The sequence below is a fragment of the Massilia oculi genome (assembly GCF_017582745.1).
In the GTDB taxonomy this organism is placed as follows: domain Bacteria; phylum Pseudomonadota; class Gammaproteobacteria; order Burkholderiales; family Burkholderiaceae_D; genus Telluria; species Telluria oculi_A.
The window spans coordinates 173,456-197,839 of the sequence record NZ_JAFVIM010000005.1 but is presented as its reverse complement, the minus strand read 5'-3'; the positions used below and the strand labels follow the sequence as shown (position 1 = coordinate 197,839).

At 68.3% G+C, this 24,384-nt stretch carries 12 protein-coding genes; 8 read left to right on the top strand and 4 right to left on the bottom strand.

Annotated features, from left to right (window positions below; all coding sequences use genetic code 11):
- Nucleotide 1: 1 nt before the first annotated feature.
- The gene (gene glpD, locus J3U95_RS08200; protein ID WP_208278114.1) at nucleotides 2–1,543 is read left to right on the top strand and encodes a glycerol-3-phosphate dehydrogenase; all 1,542 of its coding nucleotides are present in this window, start codon (nucleotides 2–4) and stop codon (nucleotides 1,541–1,543) included.
- Nucleotides 1,544–1,546: 3 nt separating this feature from the next.
- On the opposite strand, the gene J3U95_RS08195 is transcribed toward glpD, so the two are convergent.
- A complete protein-coding gene (locus J3U95_RS08195) occupies nucleotides 1,547–2,389 on the bottom strand; it encodes a protein-glutamate O-methyltransferase CheR (RefSeq protein WP_208278113.1) in 843 nt (280 codons plus the stop codon).
- 7 nt (nucleotides 2,390–2,396) lie between these two features.
- The gene (locus tag J3U95_RS08190) at nucleotides 2,397–7,310 is read right to left on the bottom strand and encodes a hybrid sensor histidine kinase/response regulator (protein ID WP_208278112.1); all 4,914 of its coding nucleotides are present in this window, start codon (nucleotides 7,308–7,310) and stop codon (nucleotides 2,397–2,399) included.
- 351 nt (nucleotides 7,311–7,661) lie between these two features.
- Between J3U95_RS08190 and J3U95_RS08185 the strand changes: the two genes are divergently transcribed.
- Complete coding sequence (locus J3U95_RS08185) at nucleotides 7,662–8,402, top strand: helix-turn-helix transcriptional regulator (RefSeq protein WP_208278111.1); 741 nt, start codon at nucleotides 7,662–7,664, stop codon at nucleotides 8,400–8,402.
- Here J3U95_RS08185 and J3U95_RS08180 read toward each other — a convergent pair.
- Nucleotides 8,377–8,649: a helix-turn-helix domain-containing protein gene (locus tag J3U95_RS08180; RefSeq protein ID WP_208278110.1), complete on the bottom strand. Its 273-nt coding sequence runs from the start codon at nucleotides 8,647–8,649 to the stop codon at nucleotides 8,377–8,379. The two genes, J3U95_RS08185 and J3U95_RS08180, sit on opposite strands and share 26 nt — an antisense overlap.
- Nucleotides 8,650–9,000: 351 nt before the next feature.
- Here J3U95_RS08180 and J3U95_RS08175 point away from each other — a divergent pair, with 351 nt between their 5' ends.
- Nucleotides 9,001–9,582, top strand: coding sequence for an acyl-homoserine-lactone synthase (locus J3U95_RS08175; RefSeq protein ID WP_109347447.1), 582 nt, complete (start codon nucleotides 9,001–9,003; stop codon nucleotides 9,580–9,582).
- Nucleotides 9,583–9,589: 7 nt separating this feature from the next.
- Here the strand turns inward: J3U95_RS08175 and J3U95_RS08170 are convergent, their stop codons facing one another.
- Complete coding sequence (locus tag J3U95_RS08170; RefSeq protein WP_267877777.1) at nucleotides 9,590–11,665, bottom strand: prolyl oligopeptidase family serine peptidase; 2,076 nt, start codon at nucleotides 11,663–11,665, stop codon at nucleotides 9,590–9,592.
- Nucleotides 11,666–11,718: 53 nt separating this feature from the next.
- On the opposite strand from J3U95_RS08170, the gene J3U95_RS08165 reads away from it, so the two are divergent.
- The 5 genes from J3U95_RS08165 (at nucleotide 11,719) to J3U95_RS08145 (ending at nucleotide 24,360) form a co-directional block, all read left to right on the top strand.
- Nucleotides 11,719–14,778: a CHASE domain-containing hybrid sensor histidine kinase/response regulator family protein gene (locus tag J3U95_RS08165; RefSeq protein WP_229519705.1), complete on the top strand. Its 3,060-nt coding sequence runs from the start codon at nucleotides 11,719–11,721 to the stop codon at nucleotides 14,776–14,778.
- A gap of 78 nt (nucleotides 14,779–14,856) precedes the next feature.
- The gene (recC, locus tag J3U95_RS08160) at nucleotides 14,857–18,234 is read left to right on the top strand and encodes an exodeoxyribonuclease V subunit gamma (RefSeq protein ID WP_208278108.1); all 3,378 of its coding nucleotides are present in this window, start codon (nucleotides 14,857–14,859) and stop codon (nucleotides 18,232–18,234) included.
- A complete protein-coding gene (recB, locus tag J3U95_RS08155; RefSeq protein ID WP_208278107.1) occupies nucleotides 18,231–21,896 on the top strand; it encodes an exodeoxyribonuclease V subunit beta in 3,666 nt (1,221 codons plus the stop codon). Before recC ends, recB begins: the two co-directional genes overlap by 4 nt.
- Nucleotides 21,883–23,805 (top strand): exodeoxyribonuclease V subunit alpha, encoded by a 1,923-nt coding sequence (gene recD / locus J3U95_RS08150; RefSeq protein WP_208278106.1) that lies wholly within the window; start codon nucleotides 21,883–21,885, stop codon nucleotides 23,803–23,805. Before recB ends, recD begins: the two co-directional genes overlap by 14 nt.
- A gap of 9 nt (nucleotides 23,806–23,814) precedes the next feature.
- A complete protein-coding gene (locus tag J3U95_RS08145; protein ID WP_208278105.1) occupies nucleotides 23,815–24,360 on the top strand; it encodes a hypothetical protein in 546 nt (181 codons plus the stop codon).
- Nucleotides 24,361–24,384: the final 24 nt, after the last annotated feature.

Here is a 24,384-nt window from a genome sequence, read left to right as displayed (position 1 = left end):
GATGGGGGCGGACACGACGATCGATTGCGACCTGCTGGTGGTCGGCGGCGGCATCAATGGCGCCGGCATCGCGCGCGACGCGGCCGGGCGCGGCCTGTCGGTGGTGCTGTGCGAAAAGGACGACCTGGGCGCGCATACCTCCTCCGCCTCCAGCAAGCTGATCCATGGCGGCCTGCGCTATCTGGAATATCGCGAATTCGGCCTGGTGCGCAAGGCGCTGGCCGAACGCGAGACCCTGCTCAGGAGCGCGCCGCACATCATGCGTCCGCTGCGCTTCGTGATGCCACACGTCGCAGGGCAGCGGCCGGCCTGGCTGATCCGCGCCGGCCTGTTCCTCTACGACCGCCTGGCGCCGCGCGCCTTCCTGCCCGCATCCAGCGCGATCGAGCTGGCCGGCCACCGCGCCGGGGCGCCGCTCAAGCCCGAGTTTACGCGCGCCTTCGCCTATTCCGACGGCTGGGTCGACGATGCGCGGCTGGTGGTGCTCAATGCCCTCGATGCGCACGAGCGCGGGGCGCGGGTGCTCACCCATGCGGCCTGCGAAGCCGTGGTCCGGCGCGCCGCGCACTGGGAGGCGCGCATCGACCAGGATGGCGCGCCCCTGACCGTGCGTGCGCGCGGCCTGGTCAACGCCGCCGGCCCGTGGGCGGCCCGCTTCGCCGGGCGCGCCAACCGGGAGGCGCCGCACCGCGCGCTGCGCCTGATCAAGGGCAGCCACATCGTCGTGCCGCGCCTGTTCGAGCACGGCTGCGCCTACCTGTTCCAGCACGAGGACGGGCGGGTCGTGTTCGCGATCCCCTACGAAGAAGCGTTCACCCTGGTCGGGACCACCGACATCGACTTCGCGGGCGACCCCGGCGCGGTGGCGATCGGAGAAGACGAGACGCTCTACCTGTGCGCGCTGGTCAACCGTTACTTCAAGCGCCAGCTGGCCCCTGGCGACGTGGTGTGGAGTTATTCCGGCGTGCGCCCGCTGCTGGAAGACGATGCCGGCAATCCGGCGGCGATCACGCGCGATTATTTCCTCGAGCATGACGCCGGCGGTCCGCCGCTGCTGTCGGTCTTCGGCGGCAAGATCACCACCTATCGCAAGCTGGCCGAGGAAGCGGTCGACTGGATCGCGCCGTTGCTCTGCAAGACGCCGACCGGCGCGTGGACCGCGCACGCCGTGCTGCCGGGCGGCGACCTGTTCGGGCCGCGGCCCGACAGCCGCAGCGTGCTGGAATTCGACCGCTGGGTGGCGGCGCTGCAGCGGAGTCACGCCTGGCTGCCCAAGCCGCTGGCGCTGCGCTATGCGCGCGCTTATGGCACGCGGGTGGACATCTTGCTGGGGGCGTGCCAGTCGCTGGCCGACCTGGGCCTTGAAGTGGCGCCGGGGCTGTACGAGGCCGAGCTGCGCTACCTGATGCGGCACGAGTGGGCCCGCAGTGCGGCCGACGTCCTATGGCGCCGCACCAAGCTGGGCCTGCACCTGCGGCCGGGCGTGGCGGGCAGGATCGATGCGTGGATGGCCGCCGAACGGTCAGCCGCGGCCATCGTGTGAGGCTCAGCGCACCCGCTTGTACCAGGCCCCATCCTCGAACAAAGGCTGGTAGTCGCTCGCCGCCGCATCGCCCGGCGCCAGCTCGCGGTCGATCCCGAGCACCCCGAACAGGGCCAGGCTGTCCCTGAACAGGCGCAGCACGCGCTGGCGCAGCACCGGGCCGAAGTCGGGCAGGGCGCGGCAGCAGACGATAGCGTGGAACTCGTTGAACGAGCCGTCCGTCACCAGGCAGTATTGCAGCCAAGTGATGCGCTCGCGCAGCTGCGGCAGAAGGCGCGCGCGGCCGTCGCTGACCTCGAAGTAGTCGGCCAGCCGCCCCGTGCCGCCACTGGCTTCGTAGCCGCGCTGGGCCTCCACCAGCTGCGAGGCCGGCAGCGTGGCTTCTCTCGCCTCGAACAGCAGTTCGTCGCTGGCCAGGGTCGCGAACACCTCGGTGCGTCCGTACAGCTTTTCCTCGGCCAGCAGCACGGCCAGGGTCCAGGCTTCTCCCACGCCGGCCACCTCGGGCAGCCAGACCTTGGGCAGCGCGGTCGGACGCAGGCTGTCGGCCAGCGCGTCGCGCTGGCGCCGCGCCCAGTCGGGACGGTCGAACAACGCCGCCGGCTGCACCGCCAGCGCGCGCACCACGCCCAGCGCCGCGCCGGGCGCATGCAGCACCTGTTCCTGCAGCCGCGTCAGGTTCGGCAAGGCGTGCAGGCGCGCGAGCTCCTGCAGCCGGCGTCGCAGGATCGCGCGCTCGTGGCTGCGGTAGTCCAGGCCGAAGCGCTGGTACAGGGCTTCGAGCAGCAGCTCGATCTCGAGCTCCGCCAGGCCGGTATCGACCGGCACACCAGTCAAGGCATTCACCGCTGCCTCAGTGCAACCAGACCCGCATCATCGACAGCAGCTGCGCCACGTCGACCGGCTTGGTGATGTAGTCCGAGGCGCCGGCCGCGATGCACTTGTCGCGGTCGCCCTTCATCGCCTTCGCGGTCAGCGTGATGATCGGCAGCGAGCGGAATTTGGGGATGCGGCGGATCGCCCGCATCGTGTCGTAGCCGTCCATCTCGGGCATCATGATGTCCATCAGGACGATCTCGATGCCCGGGTCTTTCTCGAGCACCTCGATGCCGTCGCGGCCGTTCTCGGCGAACAGCACCTGCATCTGCTGGCGCTCCAGCAGCGTGGAAAGCGCGAAGATATTGCGCAGGTCATCGTCGACGATCAGCACCCTGCGTCCGGCCAGGCCCGAGTCGAGGGCGTGGATCTCTTCCAGCATGCGCCGCTGGGTCTCGGGCAGACTGGCCTGCGAACGGTGCAGGAACAGCGCCGTCTCGTCCAGCAGGCGTTCGGGCGAGCGCGCGTCCTTGATCACGATGGTCTTGGCGAAGCGCTTGAGCTTCGTGACTTCCTTGCGATTGAGCTCCTGGGCGGTGTAGATCACGATCGGCAGGTCGCGCAGGCGTTCGTTGCGGCCGATCTGGTCGAGCAGGTCGAAGCCCGAGATGTCGGGCAGGGTCAGGTCCAGCACCATGCAGTCGAAGTGCGAGGTCTGCAGCGCCTCGAGCGCCGCCGCGCCATTGTCGACGGTGACCATGTGGATGTCGTTGTTGCCGATCAGGGACACGATCGAATCGCGCTGGGCCGGGTCGTCCTCGACCACCAGCAGGCTGCGCTTGCCGCCCATCAGGAATTTCTGGATGCGCTTGAATTCCTCGTTCAGCGCCTCGCGTTCGACCGGCTTGTTGATGTACGAGATAGCGCCCTGGCGCAGCGCGCGCTCGCGCTCGCGCAGTGACGACATCACGTGCACCGGGATGTGGCGCGTGCTCGGGTCGCGTTTCAGGCGGTCGAGCACCGTGAAACCGTCGATGTCCGGCAGGTCGATGTCGAGCAGGATCGCCGACGGCAGGTAGTCGCGCGCCAGCGACAAGGTCGAATCGCCGCGGTGGGTGACGATCGCCTTGAAGTTTTTCTCGCGGGCGAATTCGAGCACCACCTTGGCGAAGCGCTCGTCGTCCTCGACGATCAGCACCGACGGGTCGCCCGGCGTCACCAGGCCACGGTCGTCCAGCACGCTCGCGTATTCGACCACGGCGCCGCTCGGATCGAGCAGGTCGGTCGTCAGGTCGAGCGTCGAGACTTCGCTGTTCTCCTGCAGCACTGGCACCAGCGGGGCGGGGACGTTCAGTGGCGGCGCCAGGCGCGCCGGCTGCGGCTGGCGCGCCTGTTCGTAGTTGATGAAGCCGGCGCGGTTGTACGGCAGGTAGAGCGTGAACACCGAGCCGACGTTGACCGTCGATTCGACCCGGATCTCGCCGCCCAGCAGGCGCGCCAGCTCGCGCGAAATCGACAGGCCGAGACCCGTGCCGCCATACTTGCGCGCGGTCGAGCCGTCGGCCTGCTGGAAGGCTTCGAAGATCAGCTGCAGCTTGTCGGCCGGGATGCCCACGCCGGTGTCGTAGACCGAAAACGCCAGCACCGCATCGGCGTGTTCCAGGTTCGGGTGGTCGGCGGTCCAGCCGCTGGTCACCAGGCTGATGCCCAGAGAGACCTGGCCATGGCTGGTGAACTTGAAGGCATTGGATAGCAGGTTCTTCAGCACCTGCTGCAGGCGCGTGGTGTCGGTCATCACGGCGGTCGGCAGGTTCTCGGCCAGCTCGACCTGGAAGCCCAGGTGCTTGGCCTCGGCCATGTGGCGGAAGGTGCGGTCGACGTAGTTGCGCAGGTTCGAGAAGCGGTATTCCGAGACGTCCAGGGTGACGGTGCCCGACTCGATCTTGGACAGGTCGAGAATGTCGTTAATCAGGGTCAGCAAGTCCGAACCGGAGCCGTAGATCGTCTTCGCGAACTCCACCTGTTTTCCGGACAGATTGCCTTCCGGGTTGTCGGACAGCTGCTGGGCCAGGATCAGCAGCGAATTCAATGGCGTGCGCAGCTCGTGCGACATATTGGCCAGGAACTCGGACTTGTACTTCGAGGACAGCGCCAGCTGGGTCGCTTTTTCTTCCAGCGCCAGCTTGGCCTGCTCCACCTCGCGGTTCTTGCGCTCAACCTCGATGTTCTGCTCGGACAGCAGGCGCGCCTTCTCGCCCAGCTCCTGGTTCGTCTGCTGCAGTTCCTGCGCCAGCGACTGCGACTGGGTCAGCAGCGACTCGGTGCGGCTGTTGGCTTCGATCGTGTTCAGGACCACGCCGATCGACTCCATCAGCTGGTCGAGGAAGGACAGGTGGGTTTCGGTGAAGCGGTCGAGCGAGGCGATCTCGATGACCGCCTTGACCTGCTGCTCGAACAGGATCGGCAGCACCACGATATTGTTCGGCGGCGCCGAGCCCAGGCCCGAGGACACCACGATGTAATCGCGCGGGACGTCGGTCAGCCAGATGCGGGTCTTCTCCAGCGCGCACTGGCCCACCAGGCCTTCGCCCGGCAGGAAGGAGGTCGGCAGCTTGCGGCTCGAGCGGTAGCCGTAGCTCGCGATCATGCGCAACCTGGCGTCGGTCTCCTGCGAGTCCATCATGTAGAACACGCCGTGGTGGGCCGAGACCAGGGGCGCCAGTTCCGACAGGATCAGCTTGGTCACCGCCTGCAGGTCGCGCTGGCCCTGCAGCAAACGGGTGAAGCGCGCAAGGTTGGTCTTGAGCCAATCCTGCTGCGCGTTCTTCTGCGTGGTCTCCTTCAGGTTGCGGATCATCTCGTTGATGTTGTCCTTCAGATAGGACACCTCGCCGCGCGCTTCCACCTGAATGGAACGCGACAGGTCGCCGCGCGTCACCGCGGTCGCCACTTCACCGATCGCGCGCATCTGGTTGGTGAGGTTGGCCGCCAGTTGGTTGACGTTTTCCGTCAAGTCCTTCCAGGTGCCGGCCACGCCCGACACGTTGGCCTGGCCACCGAGTTTACCCTCGGTGCCGACCTCGCGCGCCACCCGGGTCACCTCCGACGCGAACGAGGACAGCTGGTCCACCATGACGTTGATGGTGTCCTTCAGCTCGAGAATCTCGCCCTTCACGTCCACGGTGATCTTCTTGGACAGGTCGCCGCGCGCCACGGCGGTGGTCACCGCCGCGATATTACGCACCTGGCCGGTCAGGTTGGAGGCCATGAAGTTGACGTTGTCGGTCAAGTCCTTCCAGGTGCCGCCGACGCCCGGCACATAGGCCTGGCCGCCGAGCTTACCTTCGGTGCCGACCTCGCGCGCCACGCGCGTCACTTCCGATGCGAACGACGACAGCTGGTCGACCATCACGTTGATCGTGTTCTTCAGTTCCTGGATCTCGCCCTTGACGTCCACCGTGATCTTCTTGGACAGGTCGCCGTTCGCCACCGCGGTGGTCACTTCGGCGATATTACGCACCTGGGCGGTCAGGTTTCCCGCCATCGAGTTCACGCCGTCGGTCAAGTCCTTCCAGGTGCCGGCCACGCCCGGCACGTTGGCCTGGCCGCCGAGTTTGCCCTCGGTGCCGACCTCGCGCGCCACCCGCGTCACCTCGGAAGCGAAGGAGTTCAGCTGGTCGACCATCACGTTGATGGTGTTCTTCAGCTCGAGAATCTCGCCTTTCACGTCCACCGTGATCTTCTTGGACAGGTCGCCGTTCGCCACCGCGGTGGTCACGTCGGCGATGTTACGCACCTGGCCGGTCAGGTTGCCCGCCATCGAGTTGACCGAGTCGGTCAAGTCCTTCCAGGTGCCGGCCACGCCTTTCACCACCGCCTGGCCGCCGAGCTTGCCTTCGGTGCCGACCTCGCGCGCCACCCGCGTCACCTCGGAGGCGAACGAGGACAGCTGGTCCACCATCACGTTGATGGTGTTCTTCAGTTCGAGAATCTCGCCCTTCACGTCCACCGTGATCTTCTTGGACAGGTCGCCGTTCGCCACCGCGGTGGTCACCGCCGCGATATTGCGCACCTGGCCCGTCAGGTTCGACGCCATGAAGTTGACGTTGTCGGTCAAGTCCTTCCAGGTGCCGGCCACGCCCGGCACATAGGCCTGGCCGCCGAGTTTACCTTCGGTGCCGACCTCGCGCGCCACCCGCGTCACTTCGGAGGCGAAGGAGCGCAGCTGGTCCACCATGACGTTGATGGTGTCCTTCAGTTGCAGGATCTCGCCGCGCACGTCGACCGTGATCTTCTTGGACAAGTCGCCGTTGGCCACCGCGGTGGTCACCTCGGCGATGTTACGCACCTGCGAGGTCAGGTTGCCCGCCATCGAGTTGACCGAATCGGTCAAGTCCTTCCAGGTGCCGGCCACGCCCTTGACCTGCGCCTGGCCGCCCAGCTTGCCCTCGGTGCCGACTTCGCGCGCCACGCGCGTGACTTCGGACGAGAACGACGACAGCTGCTCGACCATGGTGTTGGCCGTCATCGCCGCGCGCAGGTACTGGCCCTTGAGCGGGTGGCCGTCGACCTCCAGGGCCATGGTCTGGGACAGGTCGCCTTTCGCCACCGCGCCGATCACGCGCGCCATTTCGGTCGTGGGGCGCACCAGGTCGTCGATCAGGGTGTTGACCGAGCTGATCATGGTGCTCCAGCCGCCCACCACGCCCGGCAGGTCGGCGCGCTGGGTCAGGTGGCCTTCGCGGCCCACCACCCGCGAGACTTCCGTGACGGTCTCGACCATCTTTTGCTTGGTCTCGATGATGTCGTTCAGGGTATCGGCGATCTTGCCGGACACGCCGGTCCAGTCATCAGGCATGCGTACCGAGAAATCGCCTTTTTTCAAGGCCATCAATGTGGTGAGCAGCAGTTTGACGTCCAACTGTTCGCCCATATCGGTCATGGTGTTCATCGCCTGGATCCTCGTCCTGAAAGGAAGTCTGTGGTTAGCCGTTGGGTCCGGCAAAGATGTCGTTTTTACACACGTACAAGATACGATTCTATAGATCTACGTCAAGCTGCGAAACCGTATCTGGGTTAGCAAATACTTGCTAATCTGAAATTTGTTACAGGTAATTCGGCGGAGGGTAGCCGATTCCCCTCTGGGAGGGCGCACGATTGCAACTTTGTTGTGGTTTATGCACGACAATATGCAAGCGATATGCAGGCTAGATACAAGTAAATATCTTGATTGTTAATTTCTGTGAATTTGTGAACGGGGTGAACCATCTAGCATAGGGGTGTTACATCAAACTTTGCCCCCATGATTGACACTGCTTTATTACTCGAGCTGACGCAGGCCAAGGATGCTTCCCACTGGAGCGCGTCCTTGTTCACCATTGCGCGGGGGCTGGGCTTCGACCACGTGCTGTTTGGCGTCGTCAATTCGCGCCATACCCGCTTCGAGTCGGCCTTCTTGCGCAGTAATTATTCCGCCAACTGGCGCGATCGCTACGACCGCAACGGCTTCGCCTACGTCGATCCGACCGTCGCCCATTGCCTGTCGAGCACGACGCCCATCGTGTGGCAGCCGGGCACATTTGCTTCCAGCTCCCAGCAGGCCGAGCTGTACGAGGAAGCGAGCGCCCACGGCATCCGCAGCGGTGCGACCCTGCCGATCCACGGGCCGCAGGGCGAATTCGGGGTGATCAGTTTCGCGTCCGACGCGCGGCCGGATGTCGCTGCACAGCGCGCGATGAACGAGGCGCTACCGATGCTGTCGCTGGTGCGCGACTATGCGTTCGCATCTTCCGGGCGTTTCCGCGAGGAGGCGGCGCGGCCGGACGAGGCGCCGCGCCTGACGCGGCGCGAGCTGGAAGTGTTGCAGTGGGTGATGGCGGGCAAGTCGTCATGGGAAGTCGCGCGCATCACCGGCTGTTCCGAAGCCACCGTCAATTTTCACCTGGCGAATGTGCGTCAAAAATTTGACGTCAACACTCGCCAGCAGGCGGTGGTCAAGGCCATCGCCCTGGGGCTCATCACCCCTGAAGATCACCATCGCTGAGCTTACCGTTCATGTACATGCGCAGAAGAATCGACACGGGCGCCGGGATCGCGAGGCCGGTCTCAAAGCGGCTGCCGCTGGACTGGGTGACGCCGAAGCGGCCCCAGAATTTTTCCTGGCTTTCGCGCTTGGTGATGCGCAGCCGACGCAGTTCGTGCGGCGCCAGGCGGGCCGCGCCGGCGGCGTGGACCAGCTGGTTGGCCTGCAGTTCGGCTGCCAGTGCGTCGCACATCAGATCGTTTGCCATGGTGGTTCCTTTCGGGGTGATGAATCGAGTAGTTCAGAAACTGCGTCGTTTCCAAAAGTATTGCACCGCCGATATTGCTCGCCACCTATCAATGCTGATAGTACCCAGCTTACCCGATTTGCATAACGCTTCCATGCTCGGGGAAGCACTGATTTATTCGTGGCGGCGGTCTTGGCACATAAAAAAGACGTCCCGCTGCGTTGCAAATCCTCGCCATACCACACGGTATGGCTGCGGTTTGCGCCTTGCCGGACGCCTTTTTATGTTGCCAATCCCATCCGCCAGAATAAATCAGTGCTTCCCCAGCGCATATTTCTTGAACCGATTTTCTCAACGAGGAGGGGGTTGGCAATGAGCATGCAAATCACGATCGCGCCACGGCGCGCATTCGCATCCAAAGAGCTGTGGGAAATGCATACGCTGCGCGCGAAGGTGTTCCGCGGGCGGCTGGGCTGGGAAGTGCCGGTGTTGTCCGGCATGGAGATCGACGGCTACGACGCGCTCGAGCCGCGCTACATGCTGATGCGCGACGGCGAGACGCTGCGCGGCTGCTGGCGCCTGCTGCCGACCGAGGGGCCGTATATGCTCAAGGATTCCTTCCCTCAGCTGCTGGACGGCCAGGAGCCGCCCAGCGACCCGCATATCTGGGAGCTGTCGCGCTTCGCGATCGAGACCGAAGGGGCCGGCAGCTACGGCTTTTCGGAGATGACGATGGAATCGATCGAGGCCATCATCCGCCACGCCCACGAGCGCGGCCTGTCGCGCTACGTCACCGTCACCACCACCGCGATCGAGCGCATGCTGCGCCGGGCCGGCGTGGTCACCACCCGCATCGGGGCGCCGCAGGCGGTCGGGATCGAGACCGCGGTCGCGCTCTACGTGGAGATCGAGCCGACCTGGGAAGCGCTGTTCGCCAGGCGGCTGGCCTCCTGAACGGGCTTCAGGCCGCGTGCGCGCCCAGCTGTCGCAGCAGGAAGGTATAGGTCAGCGCGACCATCCGCGCGGTCTGGGCGTTGTCGGCGGCGCCGGAGTGGCCACCCTCGGTGTTTTCCCAGTACAGCACGTCGTGTCCCTGGTCCAGCATGCGCGCCGCCATCTTGCGCGCATGCGCCGGATGGACGCGGTCGTCGCGGGTCGAGGTGGTGAACAGCACGCGCGGGTAGCGCTCGCCGGGCCGCACGTTGTGGTACGGCGAGTAGCGCGCCAGGTAAGCCCAGCCGTCGGCATCGTCCGGATCGCCGTACTCTCCCATCCACGAGGCGCCGGCCAGCAGCAGGTGGTAGCGCCGCATGTCCAGCAGCGGCACCTGGCACACCACGGCGCCGAACAGGTCGGGACGCTGGGTCAGCGCCGCGCCGACCAGCAGGCCGCCATTGCTGCCGCCCATGATGCCCAGCTGCTGCGGCGTGGTGACCCCGCGCGCTATCAGGTCTTCGCCGACCGCGATGAAGTCATCGAATGCGCGCTGGCGGTGCTGGCGCAGGGCCGCCTGGTGCCAGCGCGGACCGAACTCGCCGCCGCCGCGGATATTGGCCAGCACATAGGTGCCGCCGGTTTCGAGCCAGGCGGCGCCGGTCATGCCGCTGTAGAAGGGTTTGAGCGACACCTCGAAGCCGCCGTAGCCGTACAACAGGGTCGGATTGGCTGTGCCGGCGGCGCTGTTGCGGCGGGTGACGACGAAGTAGGGCACGAGGGTGCCGTCGCTGGAGGTCGCCGTGTGCTGGCTCACCTCGTAGGGTTCGGCCTCGAAGAAAGCCGGCATCGCCTTGAGCGGTTCGCGCTCGTCGCTGCCGGCATGCATCAGGTACAGCGTGGTCGGATGCAGGAAATCGGTCACGGTCAGGAAGTAGTCGTCCGAGTGGTCCGGGTCCACGGCCGACACGCCCAGCGAACCGATGCCGGGCACCGCGACCTCGCGCCGGATCCAGTGTCCATCCTCATGGCGCAGCTCGACGATGCGGTTCTTGACGTTGTCGAGCACCGTCAGCAGCAGGCTGCTCCTGGTGGCCGCCACGCCGTCCAGCGAAGTCATTGGCGTCGGCGCGAACAGCACCTCGAAGGCGCGGCCGCCGGCCACGAAGGCGTCGAAGCCGGTCGCCAGCAGGGCGCCCTGGGGGTAGGTCACGCCGTCGACCGTCCAGTCCGAGCGCAGCTCGATCACGAGCTGGTCGCGCAGGGCGAAGGCGCTGGCGTCGATCGGCTTGTCGATCCTGACCAGCTGCGCGCCACGGCGCCAGAACAGCTCGCTCGTATAGAAATCGATCTGGCGCACCACGAAGGCGCGTTCCCAGCCGGGGCTGTTGTCCTGATAGCCGGATGCCGCCATGTCGCCAGGCGCCGCCTCGTACACGGTGGTGGCCGCCGCCAGCGGCGTGCCGCGCTTCCACTCCTTGACGATGCGCGGGTAGCCCGATTCGCTCAGGCTGCCGGGGCCGAAGTCGGTGCCGACGAACAGGGTGTCGCGGTCGATCCAGGACACGTCGCTCTTCGCCTCCGGCAGCGTGAAACCGTCGGCCACGAAGTCGAGCGACACCAGGTCGAACTCGCGCACCACCCTGGCGTCGCCGCCGCCGCGCGACAGCATTATCAAACAGCGCGAGGCATCGGGCTCGAGCCAGGACACGCCGGCCCAGACCCAGTTGTCATTTTCCGTGCGCGCCAGCGCATCGAGGTCGAGCACCGTGTCCCACGCAGGGGCCGGCTTGCGGTACTCGTCGAGCGTGGTGCGGCGCCAGATGCCGCGCACGTGGGCCGCATCGCGCCAGAAGTTGTAGCACCAGCCGCCATGCAGGCCCACATAGGGAATCTTGTCGCTCGAATCGAGGATGCTCGTCAAGCGTTCGCGCAGCGGCGCGAAGCGCGGATCGGCCTCCAGTTCGGCTTCGGTGGCGGCGTTGCGCGCGTCGACCCAGGCGCGGGATTCTTCGGTGTCGATCTGTTCCAGCCACAGCCAGGGATCGTCGTGGTGTTGCATGCTGTCCTCATCGGTTTCACGCCGGCTCGGTGCGCCGCGCAGTGCACCGATATACTAGCAATTTTGCGTGGCGGCCACCGTCCGCCAGGGGAAGCATGAAGCGCTTGACCATGCCAGGAATCGACGCCATCGAAGCGGCTTGCGCGCGCGTCGGCCGGCCATTCGTGCTGTGGGGCGGCGGCATCGCGCTGTCGCTGGCGATCGGCCTGCTGCTGCATGCGGTGGCGAGCGCCGCCATCGAGGACGCGGCCAGGAGCCGTTTCGAACACGCGGCGCAGGCGGCGCGTGAAAGAATCGACGCTGCGCTCGCCTCGTATGGCCGCGCGGCGCGCGCGCTGGCGGCGCTGCACGCGGCCGGCGGCGGCGACGCGGTGCCCGACCGCGCCGCCTTCCACCGCTATGTCGCCGCCCTCGACCTGCCGTCCAACTTCCCGGCGATCGAGGGCGTGAGCTACGCCGCCCATGTGCGCGAAGACGAGCGCGAGGCCTTCATCGCCGCCATGCGCGCCGACCGCAGCGTCGATGCGCGCGGCTATCCCGACTTCGCGATTTTCCCGGCCGGCCGCCGTCCCTGGTACGAGGTGATCGCCTACCAGTTCCCGATCGACCAGCCAAGCCGCCGGCTCGGCTTCGACATGGCCGCCAGGCCCGCCGTCGCCCACGCCCTGGAGCAGGCGCGCGACAGCGGCGGCATGAGCGCCTCCGGCCAGCCGGTATTCCTGCGCGAGCCCAAGCCCCATTACGCGTTCGGGATGCGCATGCCGGTCTACCGCGGCGGCGTGGCGCCGCTGGGCGTCGAGGCGCGCCGCGCCGCCTATCTCGGCTCGTTCGGGATCGCATTCTCGGTGCAGGACCTGGTCGAGAACGCGCTGGCCGCCCCCGGCGCCCAGCCGCTGGCGGTCAGCATCTACGGCGCCGGCCAGCCAGGCGGCATCCTGCTGCACGGCCAGGACCTGCGGCGCATGGCGCCGGCGCCCGGGCAGCATTTCACCCTGGCGCTGGACGTGGACTTCGCCGGCAGCCGCTGGCTGGCGCATTTCTCGGCGCCCAGGGCGGCCATGATGGGCGGACTCGATCCCTGGCTGCCGATGGCCGCGCTGGCCTTCGGCTTCGGCGCGACCCTGCTGGTGTATGGCCTGTTCCTGGCCCAGTACCGCTCGCGCCGCGCCGCCGACGAGCAGCGCCTGCTGCTCGACACGGTGCTGGACAACCTGGACGCCGAGGTCTACCTGAAGGACGCTCTGCGCCGCATCCGCTACCTCAATGCCAAGGGCGCCTCGCGCCTCGGGCGGCCGGCGGCGGAACTGATCGGAAGGCGCGACGTCGAGGCCATGGACCGTGCCCTGGCCGATGCCGCCTGGGAGCTCGACCGCGCGGTGCTGCACGACGGCCGCCGCAGCAGCGCCCAGGTGGCGCAGTCGGCGCCGGGCGGCGCGCCGCGCCAGCTGTGGATGGTGCGGGTGCCGATGCAGGTCGACGAGGAAGCGGCGGTCCTGTGCGTGGCGACCGACGTCACCGAGCTGCACCGCCTCAAGGCGCGCGCCGACGCCGCCAGCAAGGCCAAGAGCGACTTTTTGTCGAACATGAGCCACGAGATCCGCACCCCGATGAACAGCATCATCGGCATGACCCACCTGGCGCTGCAGGCCACGCCCGACGCGCGCCAGCGCGACTACCTCGAAAAGATCTACCACTCGGGCCAGCACCTGCTGGGCATCATCAACGACATCCTCGATTTCTCCAAGATCGAGGCCGGCATGCTGGAACTGTCGCGGGTGTGCTTCATGCTCGACGCCCTGCTGCGCAACGTCGAGGCCCAGTTGGGCACTGCGGCCGTGGCCAAGGGCCTGGGCTTCGACATCGAGATCGATCCGGTCCTGATGCGGCCCCTGTGCGGCGACTCGCTGCGGCTGGAACAGGTGCTGCTCAATTTCGCCGGCAATGCCGTCAAATTCTCCGAGCGCGGCCGGATCACGCTGCGCGCGCGCCTGGCGCGCGCCTTCGGTCCCGAAGTGCTGGTGCGCTTCGAGGTTCAAGACCGCGGCATCGGCATCGACGCGGCCGCGCTGCCCCACCTGTTCACGCCGTTCCAGCAGGCCGACCAGTCGGCCACGCGGCGCCACGGCGGCACCGGCCTGGGCCTGGCCATCAGCCGCCAGCTGGCCGAGCTGATGGGCGGCGAGGTCGGCGTGGTCAGTACGCTGGGCGAGGGCAGCACCTTCTGGTTCACGGCGCGCCTGGCGCTGGACGATGCCGCAGGCGCCCGTTCGGGAACCATGCTCGGCGCCGGCCTGGGCGCCGCGCCGGCGCCGGCCCAGGCGCGCCTGGACGACTGCGCGGTGCTGCTGGTCGAGGACAACCTCTTCAACCAGCAGGTCGCGCGCGAGCTGCTGGAGCAGTCCGGCGCCGCGGTCGAGGTGGCGAACAATGGCCAGGAAGCGCTGGCGGCGATGGCGGACAGCCGCTTCGATTGCGTGCTGATGGACGTGCAGATGCCGGTGATGGACGGGCTGGAAGCGACCCGCCGCATCCGCCGCGATCCCGCCTTGCGTGACACCCTGGTGGTGGCGATGACGGCCAATGCCGGCGTCGACGACCGCGCGCGCTGCCTGGCCGCCGGCATGAACGAATTCCTGGCCAAGCCGGTGGTGCCGGAACTGCTGGCCGCCACCATCGCGCGCTGCCTCGGTCGTACCACGGCGCCGGTGGCCGACGTCGCCATGGCGGGGGCAATGCAGCGGGCGCCAGGGTCCGCAGCCGGTGCGGGGCAGGGCGGGCAGGGAGAAGTGCTCGACCTGGCCAGCCTGGCCAGCACGGCCGGCGGCGACACCGAGCGGATGCGTAAATATGTGTTCCTGTTCCTCGATACCGCGCGCGAGAACCTGGCGGGGATCGACGCCGCCCTGGCCGGCGGCGACCTGACCCATACTGCGAGCCTGGCGCACCAGCTCAAGTCGGCCGCGCGCGCGATCGGCGCCGCCAGCTTCGGCGCCATCTGCGAAGACCTGGAGGCGCAACCGAAGCGGGCGCCGCGCCTGGGCGCGGCCGGCACCGCCCAGGCCCGGGCGTTGGCGGCGCGCCTGCGCGCACTATTGATCCGGATCGAACGCGAGGTCTCGACCCAGTTCGGCAGCCGGGACGGCGAGGTGCGCTGAGTGCAGGAGCAGCCTGCGGCCCTACCGCGAGCGGGCCAAACACGGTATGCTGTGGCCCCGACCGTTCGAGCTTCAAGCATGCCTTCCCCGATCACTCCCGGCCTCCTGATCCTCCATGGCAACCAGATGGAGCTGCTGCGCAGCGCCGTGTTCGACTGGCTGCGCAACCGTCCGCTGGCCCCCCTGGAAGAAGAGATCTTCCTGGTGCAGTCCAATGGCGTGGCCGAATGGCTCAAGATCGCGCTGGCCGAGGAGATCGGCGTGTGCGCCGCCACCAGGGTGGCGCTGCCGGCGCGCTTCATGTGGGAAGCCTATCGCGGCATGCTGGGGCGCGAGCGGGTGCCCAATCGCGCGCCGTTCGACAAGGATCCGCTGACCTGGCGCCTGATGCGCCTGCTGCCGACGCTATTGCAGGAAGACGGCTACGAGCCGCTGGCGCGCTTCCTGGCCGACGGCGATGCCGAGCGCCGCCTGCAGCTGGCCGAACGGGTGGCTGACCTGTACGACCAGTACCAGGTCTACCGCGCCGACTGGCTGGCCGATTGGGCCGAGGGCCGCGACCAGCTGCGTCGCGCGGCCGGCGACCCGCAACCGCTGGCCCCGGACCAGCGCTGGCAGGCCTGCCTGTGGCGCGCCGTGCACGCCAGCCTGGACGAGGTGCAGCGCGATAGCGGGCGCGCCACCATCCACCAGCAATTCCTCGCCGCGATCGAGGCCGGCCAGGCGCCGGCCGGCCGCCTGCCGCGGCGCGTGGTGCTGTTCGGGATGTCGACGCTGCCGTACCAGACCCTGCAGGCGATCGCGGCGCTCGCACGCCATACGCAAGTGCTGTTCGCGGTGCCGAACCCGTGCCGCTTCTACTGGGGCGACATCATCGATGGCCGCGACCTGCTCAAGGCCGCGCGCCGGCGCCAGCCGCAGCGCAATGGCGTCGACCTGGGCGCGATCCCGATCGAGGAACTCCATGCGCACAGTCATCCGCTGCTGGCGAGCTGGGGGCGCCAGGGCCGTGACTTCGTGCGCATGCTGGACGAATTCGACAACCAGGACCGGGCCGACGATACGGATGCGCCGCTACGGGTCGACCTGTTCGCCGACGACGACGGCGCGACCCTGCTGGGGCAAGTCCAGGCCGCGGTGCGCGACCTGTTGCCGCCGGATGAGCACCCGCACGCGCCGCCGGAGCCTGGCGACCGCTCGATCGAATTCCACGTCACCCACAGCGTGCAGCGCGAAGTCGAGGTTTTGCACGACCAGCTGCTGTCGTGGTTCGCGCAAGACCCGAGCCTGCGTCCGCGCGACGTGGTGGTGATGGTGCCCGACATCGACACCTTCTCGCCGGCGATCCACGCCGTGTTCGACCAGCATCGCCAGAACGACGATCGCCGCATCCCGTTCGAGATCGGCGACATGCGCGACCGCAGCGTCAACCCGCTGCTGGTCTCGCTCGAATGGCTGCTGCGCCTGCCGCAGCAGCGCTGCCGCCAGAGCGAGGTGCGCGACCTGCTGGACGTGCCGGCAGTGGCGCGCCGCTTCGGCCTGGGTGACGACGACCTGGCCATCCTGGGCCGCTGGATCGAAGGCGCCGGCGTGCGCTGGGGCCTGGACCACGACCACCGCGCCGGTCTGGGCCTGGGCATGGCCGGCGAACAGAACGCCTGGATCTTCGGCGTGCGGCGCATGCTGCTCGGCTATGCCAGCGGCGCCGGCGCCAGCTTTGCCGACATCGAGCCCTACGCGGAGGTCGGCGGACTCGATGCCGCGCTGGCCGGCGCGCTGGCGCAGCTGGTCGATTGCCTGCTCAACTGGCGCGCCCAGCTCGACACGCCGCGCACCCCCGTCGCCTGGGGCGAGGCGGCGCGCGAGATGCTGTCGTGCTTCTACGCCGCCAGCGACGAAGCCGATCGTCTCACCCTGCAAAGCCTGAACGAAGGCCTGCAGTGCTGGCTCGAGACTTGCGATGCGGCGGGCTTCGACGAAGCGGTACCGCTGGCGGTGCTGCGCGAAGCCTGGATGAACGAACTCGACCAGCCGACCCTGAACCACCAGTTCGTCTCGGGCGGCGTGACCTTCTGCACCCTGATGCCGATGCGCGCGGTGCCGTTCCGCGTGGTGTGCCTGCTGGGCATGAACGACGGCGACTTCCCGCGCCGCGCGCGCCAGGCCGACTTCGACCTGCTGGCGCTGCCCGGGATGGCGCGCCCGGGCGACCGTTCGCGCCGCGACGACGACCGCTACCTGATGCTCGAAGCGCTGCTGGCGGCGCGCGACAAGTTCTACGTGAGCTGGGTGGGCCGCAACGTGCGCGACAACAGCGAACAGCCGCCGTCGGTGCTGGTGTCGCAGCTGCGCGACTACCTGGAAGAGGGCTGGGACCTGGACCTGCATGCGCTGACGACCGAGCACGCGCTGCAGCCTTTCAGCCGCGTCTACTTCCAGCAGGGCGGCTTGCTGACCTATGCCGGCGAATGGCGCCTGGCTCATGGCGCCGGGCAGATGGAAGGCGGCGACGCCTTGCCGCCCTTTGAGCTGGAGCCCGGCTTCGTGCTCAAGCTGGGCGAGCTGGCCAGCTTTTTGCGCCAGCCGGCGCGCTACTTCTTCCGCCGCCGCCTCGGCGTGGTATTCGCCGACGCCGCCCAGGTGGGAGAAGACGAGGAACCGTTCGCGCTCGACGCGCTCGAACGCTACCAGATCGAGGACCACCTGCTGGACGACAGCGGCGAGCCCGAGGAATTGCACGAGGTGCGCGCCACGTTGGCCACGCGTGCCGAAAGGCTGGCGCGCGAAGGCGTGCTGCCGATCGGGCTGATGGGCCGCATGTGGCAGGAGCAGCTGGTCGAGAGCCTGGCGCCGGTGCGCACCGAGTGGCTGCGCCTTGGAGCGCGCTTCCCCGAGGCGGCGCCCAAGCAGGCGCTCCGTCTCGAGCTGGACGGCATCTTGCTCGACGACTGGATCGACCGCCTCAGGATTGGCGACGGCCACACGGCCTGGCTGATGCAGCTCTCCTCGAAGGTACTGGACCGCAACGGCCGCCCGCGCGGCGACAAGCTGATCGCCCCCTGGCTGCGCCAGCTGGGCAGCAGCGCGGCCGGCCATCCGGTGGCAGGCTACCTGGTCGCGCGCGACGCGGTGCTCGAGATGGCGCCGCTGCCCCAGGAGGAATCGCTGCAGATCCTGAGCGACCTGGTGCGCCTGTGGCGCGCCAACCTGGACGCGCCGCTGCCGGTGGCCTGCCGCACGGCGCTGGCGCAGCTGGCCGACGGCGATCCGCGCGCTACCTATGACGGCGGCTTCGAGCTCAGTGGCGAAGTGGACGACCTGTGCCTGGCGCGCCTGTGGCCCGATTTTGATGCGCTGCGCGCCGCCGGCGCCTGGCCCGAGCTGGCCGAAGAATTGTATGGACCGCTGGCGCGCTGGATGGATGGCGCCGTCACGATCAAGGAGTTGTCCGCATGAGCAGTAAACTCGAAGCGATCCGGTTCCCGCTGCACGGCTCGCGCCTGATCGAGGCCTCGGCCGGCACCGGCAAGACCTGGACCATCGCCGCCCTCTACGTGCGCCTGGTGCTGGGCCACGGGGGCGACGACGCCTTCGTGCGGCCGTTATTACCGTCCGAGATCCTGGTGATGACCTTCACCCGCGCCGCCACCCGCGAACTGTCCAACCGCGTGCGCGAACGGCTGGTGCAGGCGGCGGCATACTTCCGGGGCGAAGCGCAGCAGCAGGATCCCTATCTCGACGAGCTGGCCGAGGCCTATGCGCCGGGCGCCGAACGCAGCAGGGCCGCCCACCGTCTGATGCTGGCCGCCGAGACGATGGACGAGGCGGCGATCTTCACCATCGACGCCTGGTGCCAGCGCATGCTGCGCGAGCACGCCTTCGACAGCGGCAGCCTGTTCGACGAAGAACTGGTCAGCGACGAGCGCATGCTGTTCGAGGACGCCGCCCACGATTACTGGCGCCAGCACGTTTATCCGCTCGATGCGCAGAACCTGGCCGTCGTGCTGGACACCTGGAGCGACGTCGAGGCGCTCAAGGGCAGCGTGCGCGAGCTGGTGCACCGCGGGCCGCTGCTGGGCGAGGTGGAGCGCGCGCCGCTGGGCAAGTTGGTGGCGCGCCTGGCCCAGGCCCAGCGCGACGAGCTGGCGCGCCTCAAGCACGGCTGGATCGAGCGCGCCGACGCGATGGAGCGCTGGATCGCCGGCCACCGCGAACGCGCGCCCAAGTGCTTCAACGGCAACAAGATGCGCGCCGATTTGCTGGTCAAGTGGTTCGAGGCGCTGCGCGCCTGGGCGCGCGACCCGGCACAGCACATGCCAGACCTGAGCGACACCGCCTGGCGGCGCCTGACCCCGAACGGCATCGTGGACGCGTTCAGCAAGGACTTCAGCGCCGACGTCCCGGCCTGCTTCGACGGCACCGCCGCGCTGCACGAGGCCTTGGGCGCGATCGATCCGATCGCTCACGCGCTGCTGCGTCACGCCGCCGGCCACATCGGCGCGCGCATGCAGGAACTCAAGCGCCGCAACCGCCAGTTTGGCTTTGCCGACATGCTCGAGCGCCTGAAGCTGGCTTTGGCGAGCGAGAACGGCGCGGCGTTGCGCGAACGCATCGTGCAGCAGTATCCGGTGGCCATGGTCGACGAATTCCAGGACACCTCGCCCGACCAGTACCGCATCTTCGACCTGCTGTACCGGGTAGGCGACAACGATCCGCAGCAAGGGCTGTTCCTGATCGGCGACCCCAAGCAGTCGATCTATGGCTTCCGTGGCGCCGACATCCACAGCTACCTGTCGGCGCGGCGCGCCACCAGCGGCCGCCATTACCAGCTCGACACCAATTACCGCTCGACGGCGGCGCTGGTGGGGGCGGTCAATGCGCTGTTCCTGCACGCCGAGGGCGGCGACGGCAAGGCCGGCCATGCGCAAGCGGCCTTCCGCTTCCGGCGCGGCGACGACAATCCCTTGCCGTTCGAGGCGGTCAAGGCGCGCGGCCACGGCAAGCGGCTCGTCGGCGTCGATGGCGACGGCGAGATCGAGGCGCTGGCCGTGTGCACCACCGGCCGCGACGACCTCAAGGCCGAGGACTACCGCAGCTTCTTCGCCCATCACTGCGCCGAGCACATCGTGCGCCTGCTGAACGACGAGCGGGTCGGCTTCCAGGACGAGGAAGACGGCAGCTTCCGGCGCCTGATGCCGGCCGATATCGCGATCCTGGTGCGCGACCGGCGCGAGGCGGCCGCCGTGCGCCAGGCGCTGGTGCGGCGCAAGGTGGCCAGCGTCTACCTGTCCGACAAGGATTCGGTGGTCGAGAGCGAGGAGGCGGCCGACGTGCTGCGCTGGCTGTACGCGGTCGCCAATCCGCTGGACGGCGCCTTGGCGCGCGCCGCCTTCGCCACCCGCACCGCCGGGCTGCCGATGGGCGAACTGGCGCGGCTGTCGAGCGACGAGCTGGCGTGGGAGCGGCGGGTCGAGCAACTGAAAACCCTGCATGGCGCCTGGCAGCGCCGCGGCGTTCTGGCCATGCTGCGTACCTTCATCCATGAGCTGGAACTGCCGGCGCGCCTGCTGGGTGAAGCGGGCGGCGAACGGCGCCTGACCAATCTGCTGCACCTGGCCGAACTGCTGCAAGAGGCCAGCGCCCAGCTCGAGGGCGAGCAGGCCCTGATCCGCTGGTTCGCCGAGCAGATCGAGGGGCTGGGCGCCGGCGGCGACGAGCGCGTGCTGCGCCTGGAAAGCGACGCCGAGCTGGTCAAGGTGGTGACGGTGCACAAGTCGAAAGGCCTCGAGTATCCGCTGGTGTATCTACCGTTCGCGGTGACCGCGCGCGCGACCAATCGCCGCAACCGCGCCTTCTTCGAATACGTGGACGACGAAGGCAGCCGCCGCCTCGACCTGGCGCTGTCCGACGAAGCGCTGGAAGCGGTCGACCGCGCCCGCATCGAGGAAGACCTGCGCCTGCTGTACGTGGCCCTGACCCGGGCGCGCCACTTCCTGTGGCTGGGCGCGGCGGCGGTGGCGGGCGCGCGCAAGGGCGAGAACCGGCTGCACGAATCGGCGCTCGGCTACCTGCTGGCCGGCGGCGAACGGATTCCTGCCGACGGCCTGCGCGATCGCTTCGCCGCGGTGGCCGGCACTGGCGGTGGCATCGCCCTGAAGGAGCTAGAGCTGGACGAAGGCATCACCATGCTGGCGCGCCAGGATGCGCGTCCCGCGCTGCTGGACGCGCCGGTGTACCGCGCCAGCTTCGAGAAGGACTGGTCGATCGGCTCGTTCACCTCATTGACCCGGCATGCGGTGGCGCCGCCGCCGACGCCGATGCGGGCCCAGGAACAAACCCTGCTGGAAGAAGCGCCGCAGGTGCCGGCGCCGCCGCGCATCGAGGACGTCGCCTGGCACCGCTTCCCGCGCGGCTCGGTGCCGGGCAACTTCATGCACGAACAGCTCGAATGGCTGGCGCGCGAAGGCTTCGACTGCCTCGACCAGCCGCATTGCGAGACGCGGCTGGTGCAGCGGATCGAGCGCGCCGGCTGGGGCAACCGGCTGGAAGACGCGCTGGCCTGGCTGCGCGCGATCGTCGATACGCCGCTGCCGCCGCTGGGGGCGGCATTGCGCGACCTGCAGGGCGTGCTGCCCGAGATGGAATTCTGGTTCCCCAGCGAGCGCCTCGCGCTGCCCGAGCTGGACGAGCTGTGCCGCGCGCATCTGTTGAACGGCATCGAACGGCCGGTCTTGCCCGAACGCGAGCTGCACGGCATGCTCAAGGGTTTCGCCGACCTGGTGTTCGAGCACGACGGGCGCTACTGGGTGCTCGACTACAAGACCAATGCGCTGGGACCGGGCGATGCCGCCTACGGCCAGGCGGCGATGGAGGCCGGCATGGCTGAGCAACGCTACGAGATCCAGGGCAGCATCTACCTGCTGGCGCTGCACCGCCTGCTGCGCGCGCGCCTGGGCGAGGACTACGAGCCGGAATACCAGCTGGGCGGCGCGATCTTCATGTTCCTGCGCGGGATCGCCAACCCGGACACGCGCGGCTGCTGCGTGCTGGCGCCCGACCTGGAACTGCTGGACGGACTGGAACGATTGCTGGACAAGGAAAAGCATGGGCAAGACTGAATCCGATAGCGCCGCCTTGTGGCACGAGATCGGCAACCTGACCGAGGCGGGCGAGCTGCGCCGCCTGTCGAGCGCTTTCGCGCGCTTCATCGCGCAGTTGGGGACCGCGCCGCCGCCGCTGGTGCTGGCCGCTGCCATCCTGTCCGAGCTCGAAGGCCATGGCCACAGCTGCGTCCAGCTGTCCGACCTGGCCACCAGCGCCGCAGCCCTGCTGGGCTGGAGCGAGGAGCAATGGGCGCAGCTGGCAACAAGCGCGGCGCCGCTGCCCAAGGGCGTGGCGGGCTGGAGGAAGCTGCTGGCCAGTTGCGAACAGGTGTGGGTGCGCGAGGAGTTCGACTACGATCAGCCGCTGGTGCTGGACGGCGAGCGCCTCTACCTGCGCCGCTACTGGCGCGACGAGACCCAGGTTGCGCGCGCGGTGCGCGAACGCGCCGAGGCGACCCACCCGGTGGATACGAACCTGGTGCGCGCCTGGCTCGACAAGCTGTTCGTGGCGGCGCCGGGCGCCGCGCAGCCCGACTGGCAAAAGCTGGCCTGCGCCGTGGCCCTGCGCGGTTCGGTCGCGATCATCACGGGCGGCCCCGGCACCGGCAAGACCTATACGGTGGCGCGTCTGCTGGCCTTGCTGTTCGCGACCGCGCCGGATGCCGAGCGCCAGCGCGTGGCCCTGGCCGCGCCGACCGGCAAGGCGGCCGCGCGCCTGAAGCAGTCGATCGACAAGGCGCTGGGGGAGCTGGCCGACCGCGTCGGCGCCGAGCTGCCGCTGCGCAAGCTGACCGAGCGCATGGGCGCCGCGCGCACCCTGCACAGCCTGCTCGGGGCGCGGCCCGACACCCGCGCCTTTGCCCATCACCGCGGCAATCCGCTCGACGTCGACGTGTTGATCGTCGACGAAGCCTCGATGGTGCACCTCGAGATGATGGCCAGCCTGCTCGATGCGCTGCCGCCACGCGCCACGCTGATCCTGCTGGGCGACAAGGACCAGCTGGCCTCGGTGGAGGCGGGCGCCGTGCTGGGCGACCTGTGCCACGATGCGCAGGCCGGCAACTACGATGGCGACACCATCGGCTATGTGAAGGCGGCCAGCGGCGAGGCGATTCCCGCGCAGTACGCGGGCGAGGGCGGGCCGCTGGCCCAGCAAACCGTCATGCTGCGCCACAGCCGCCGCTTCGGCGGTCCGATCGGCCAGCTGGCGCTGGCGGTCAATGCCGGAGACATGGCGCGCGCCGGGGAAGTCCTGCGATCCAGCCTTGATGGCGTGCGCTGGATCGAGCACGCGCAGCCTTCCCAGTTGCTGCAGCTGGCCTACGCCGGCTACGCCCCTTATCTTCAACTGCTCAAGGGCGGCGCGGCGGGCGACGAGGACTGGGTGCGCCAGGTGCTGCAGGCCTTCGAGACCTTCCGCATCCTGTGCGCGGTGCGCGATGGCGAGTGGGGCGTGGCGGGCCTGAACGAGGCGATCGAGAAGCGTCTGGAGGCCGGCGGCCTGCTGCGCCGCGGCGCCGAATGGTATGTGGGCCGGCCGGTGATGGTGACCCGCAACGACTATTCGACGGGCGTGTACAACGGCGACATCGGCGTGACCCTGGCCGACCCAACGCGTCCCGGTGCGCAGCGGGTCTACTTCCTGGAGGGCGATCAGGTGCGCAGCGTGCTGGCCACGCGCCTGCGCAATGTGGAGACGGCGTTCGCGATGACGGTGCATAAATCGCAGGGCTCGGAATTTAGCCACACGGTGCTGGCGCTGCCGCGCGAGAGCAATGCCATCCTGACGCGCGAGCTGGTCTACACCGGCATCACGCGCGCCAGCCGCGAATTCACGCTGGTGACCCCGAGCGGCGACGTGCTGCGCGAGGCGATCGCCAGCCGCACCCACCGCACCAGCGGCTTGCGCGAGCTGGTGGCCTAGGAGAATGTCATGCGTCTTGCTGCATCTCTGTTGTTGCTATGTCTTGGAACGGCGGGATTACCGGCCGCCCTGGCTTCGTCGCGCGCGCCGCTCGATGGCGAGGAGATCGTCTCTGCGACGGTCGTCCTGTTCCCTTCCGGCGTCTTTACGCGCGCGCCATTGACCGAGGGGCTATTGGCCCTGCAAGGTTGCACTTTCACGACGGCCGGGGACACCGCCCGGCACGTGGCGCTGGCCGGCATCCTGAACCGGCGCCTGGCGGACGGCGTGGAGGGGGATGGATTTCCGAACCACCTGCGCAATGTCGTTTACCTGCGGCTGCGCGACGGCGCCAGGCTGCGTTATACCCTGACCGATGAGTACGATGCGCAAGGCCGCGTGTATGGCTGGGTCGATAGCTATGCGGGCGACGGCAGGCCGCTGGTCGCGGGTCGGGAACTGCTGTTCGACTTGCGTGACTGGGCTGCGGGTGTGACGGACAGGAAGAACTTCAGCGCGGAATGCCTGGCGAAGACCGTCTGGCCGCCCGGGCCCCGGATAGCGCCTTCCCAATGACAAAGAGGCCTTGCGGCCTCTTTG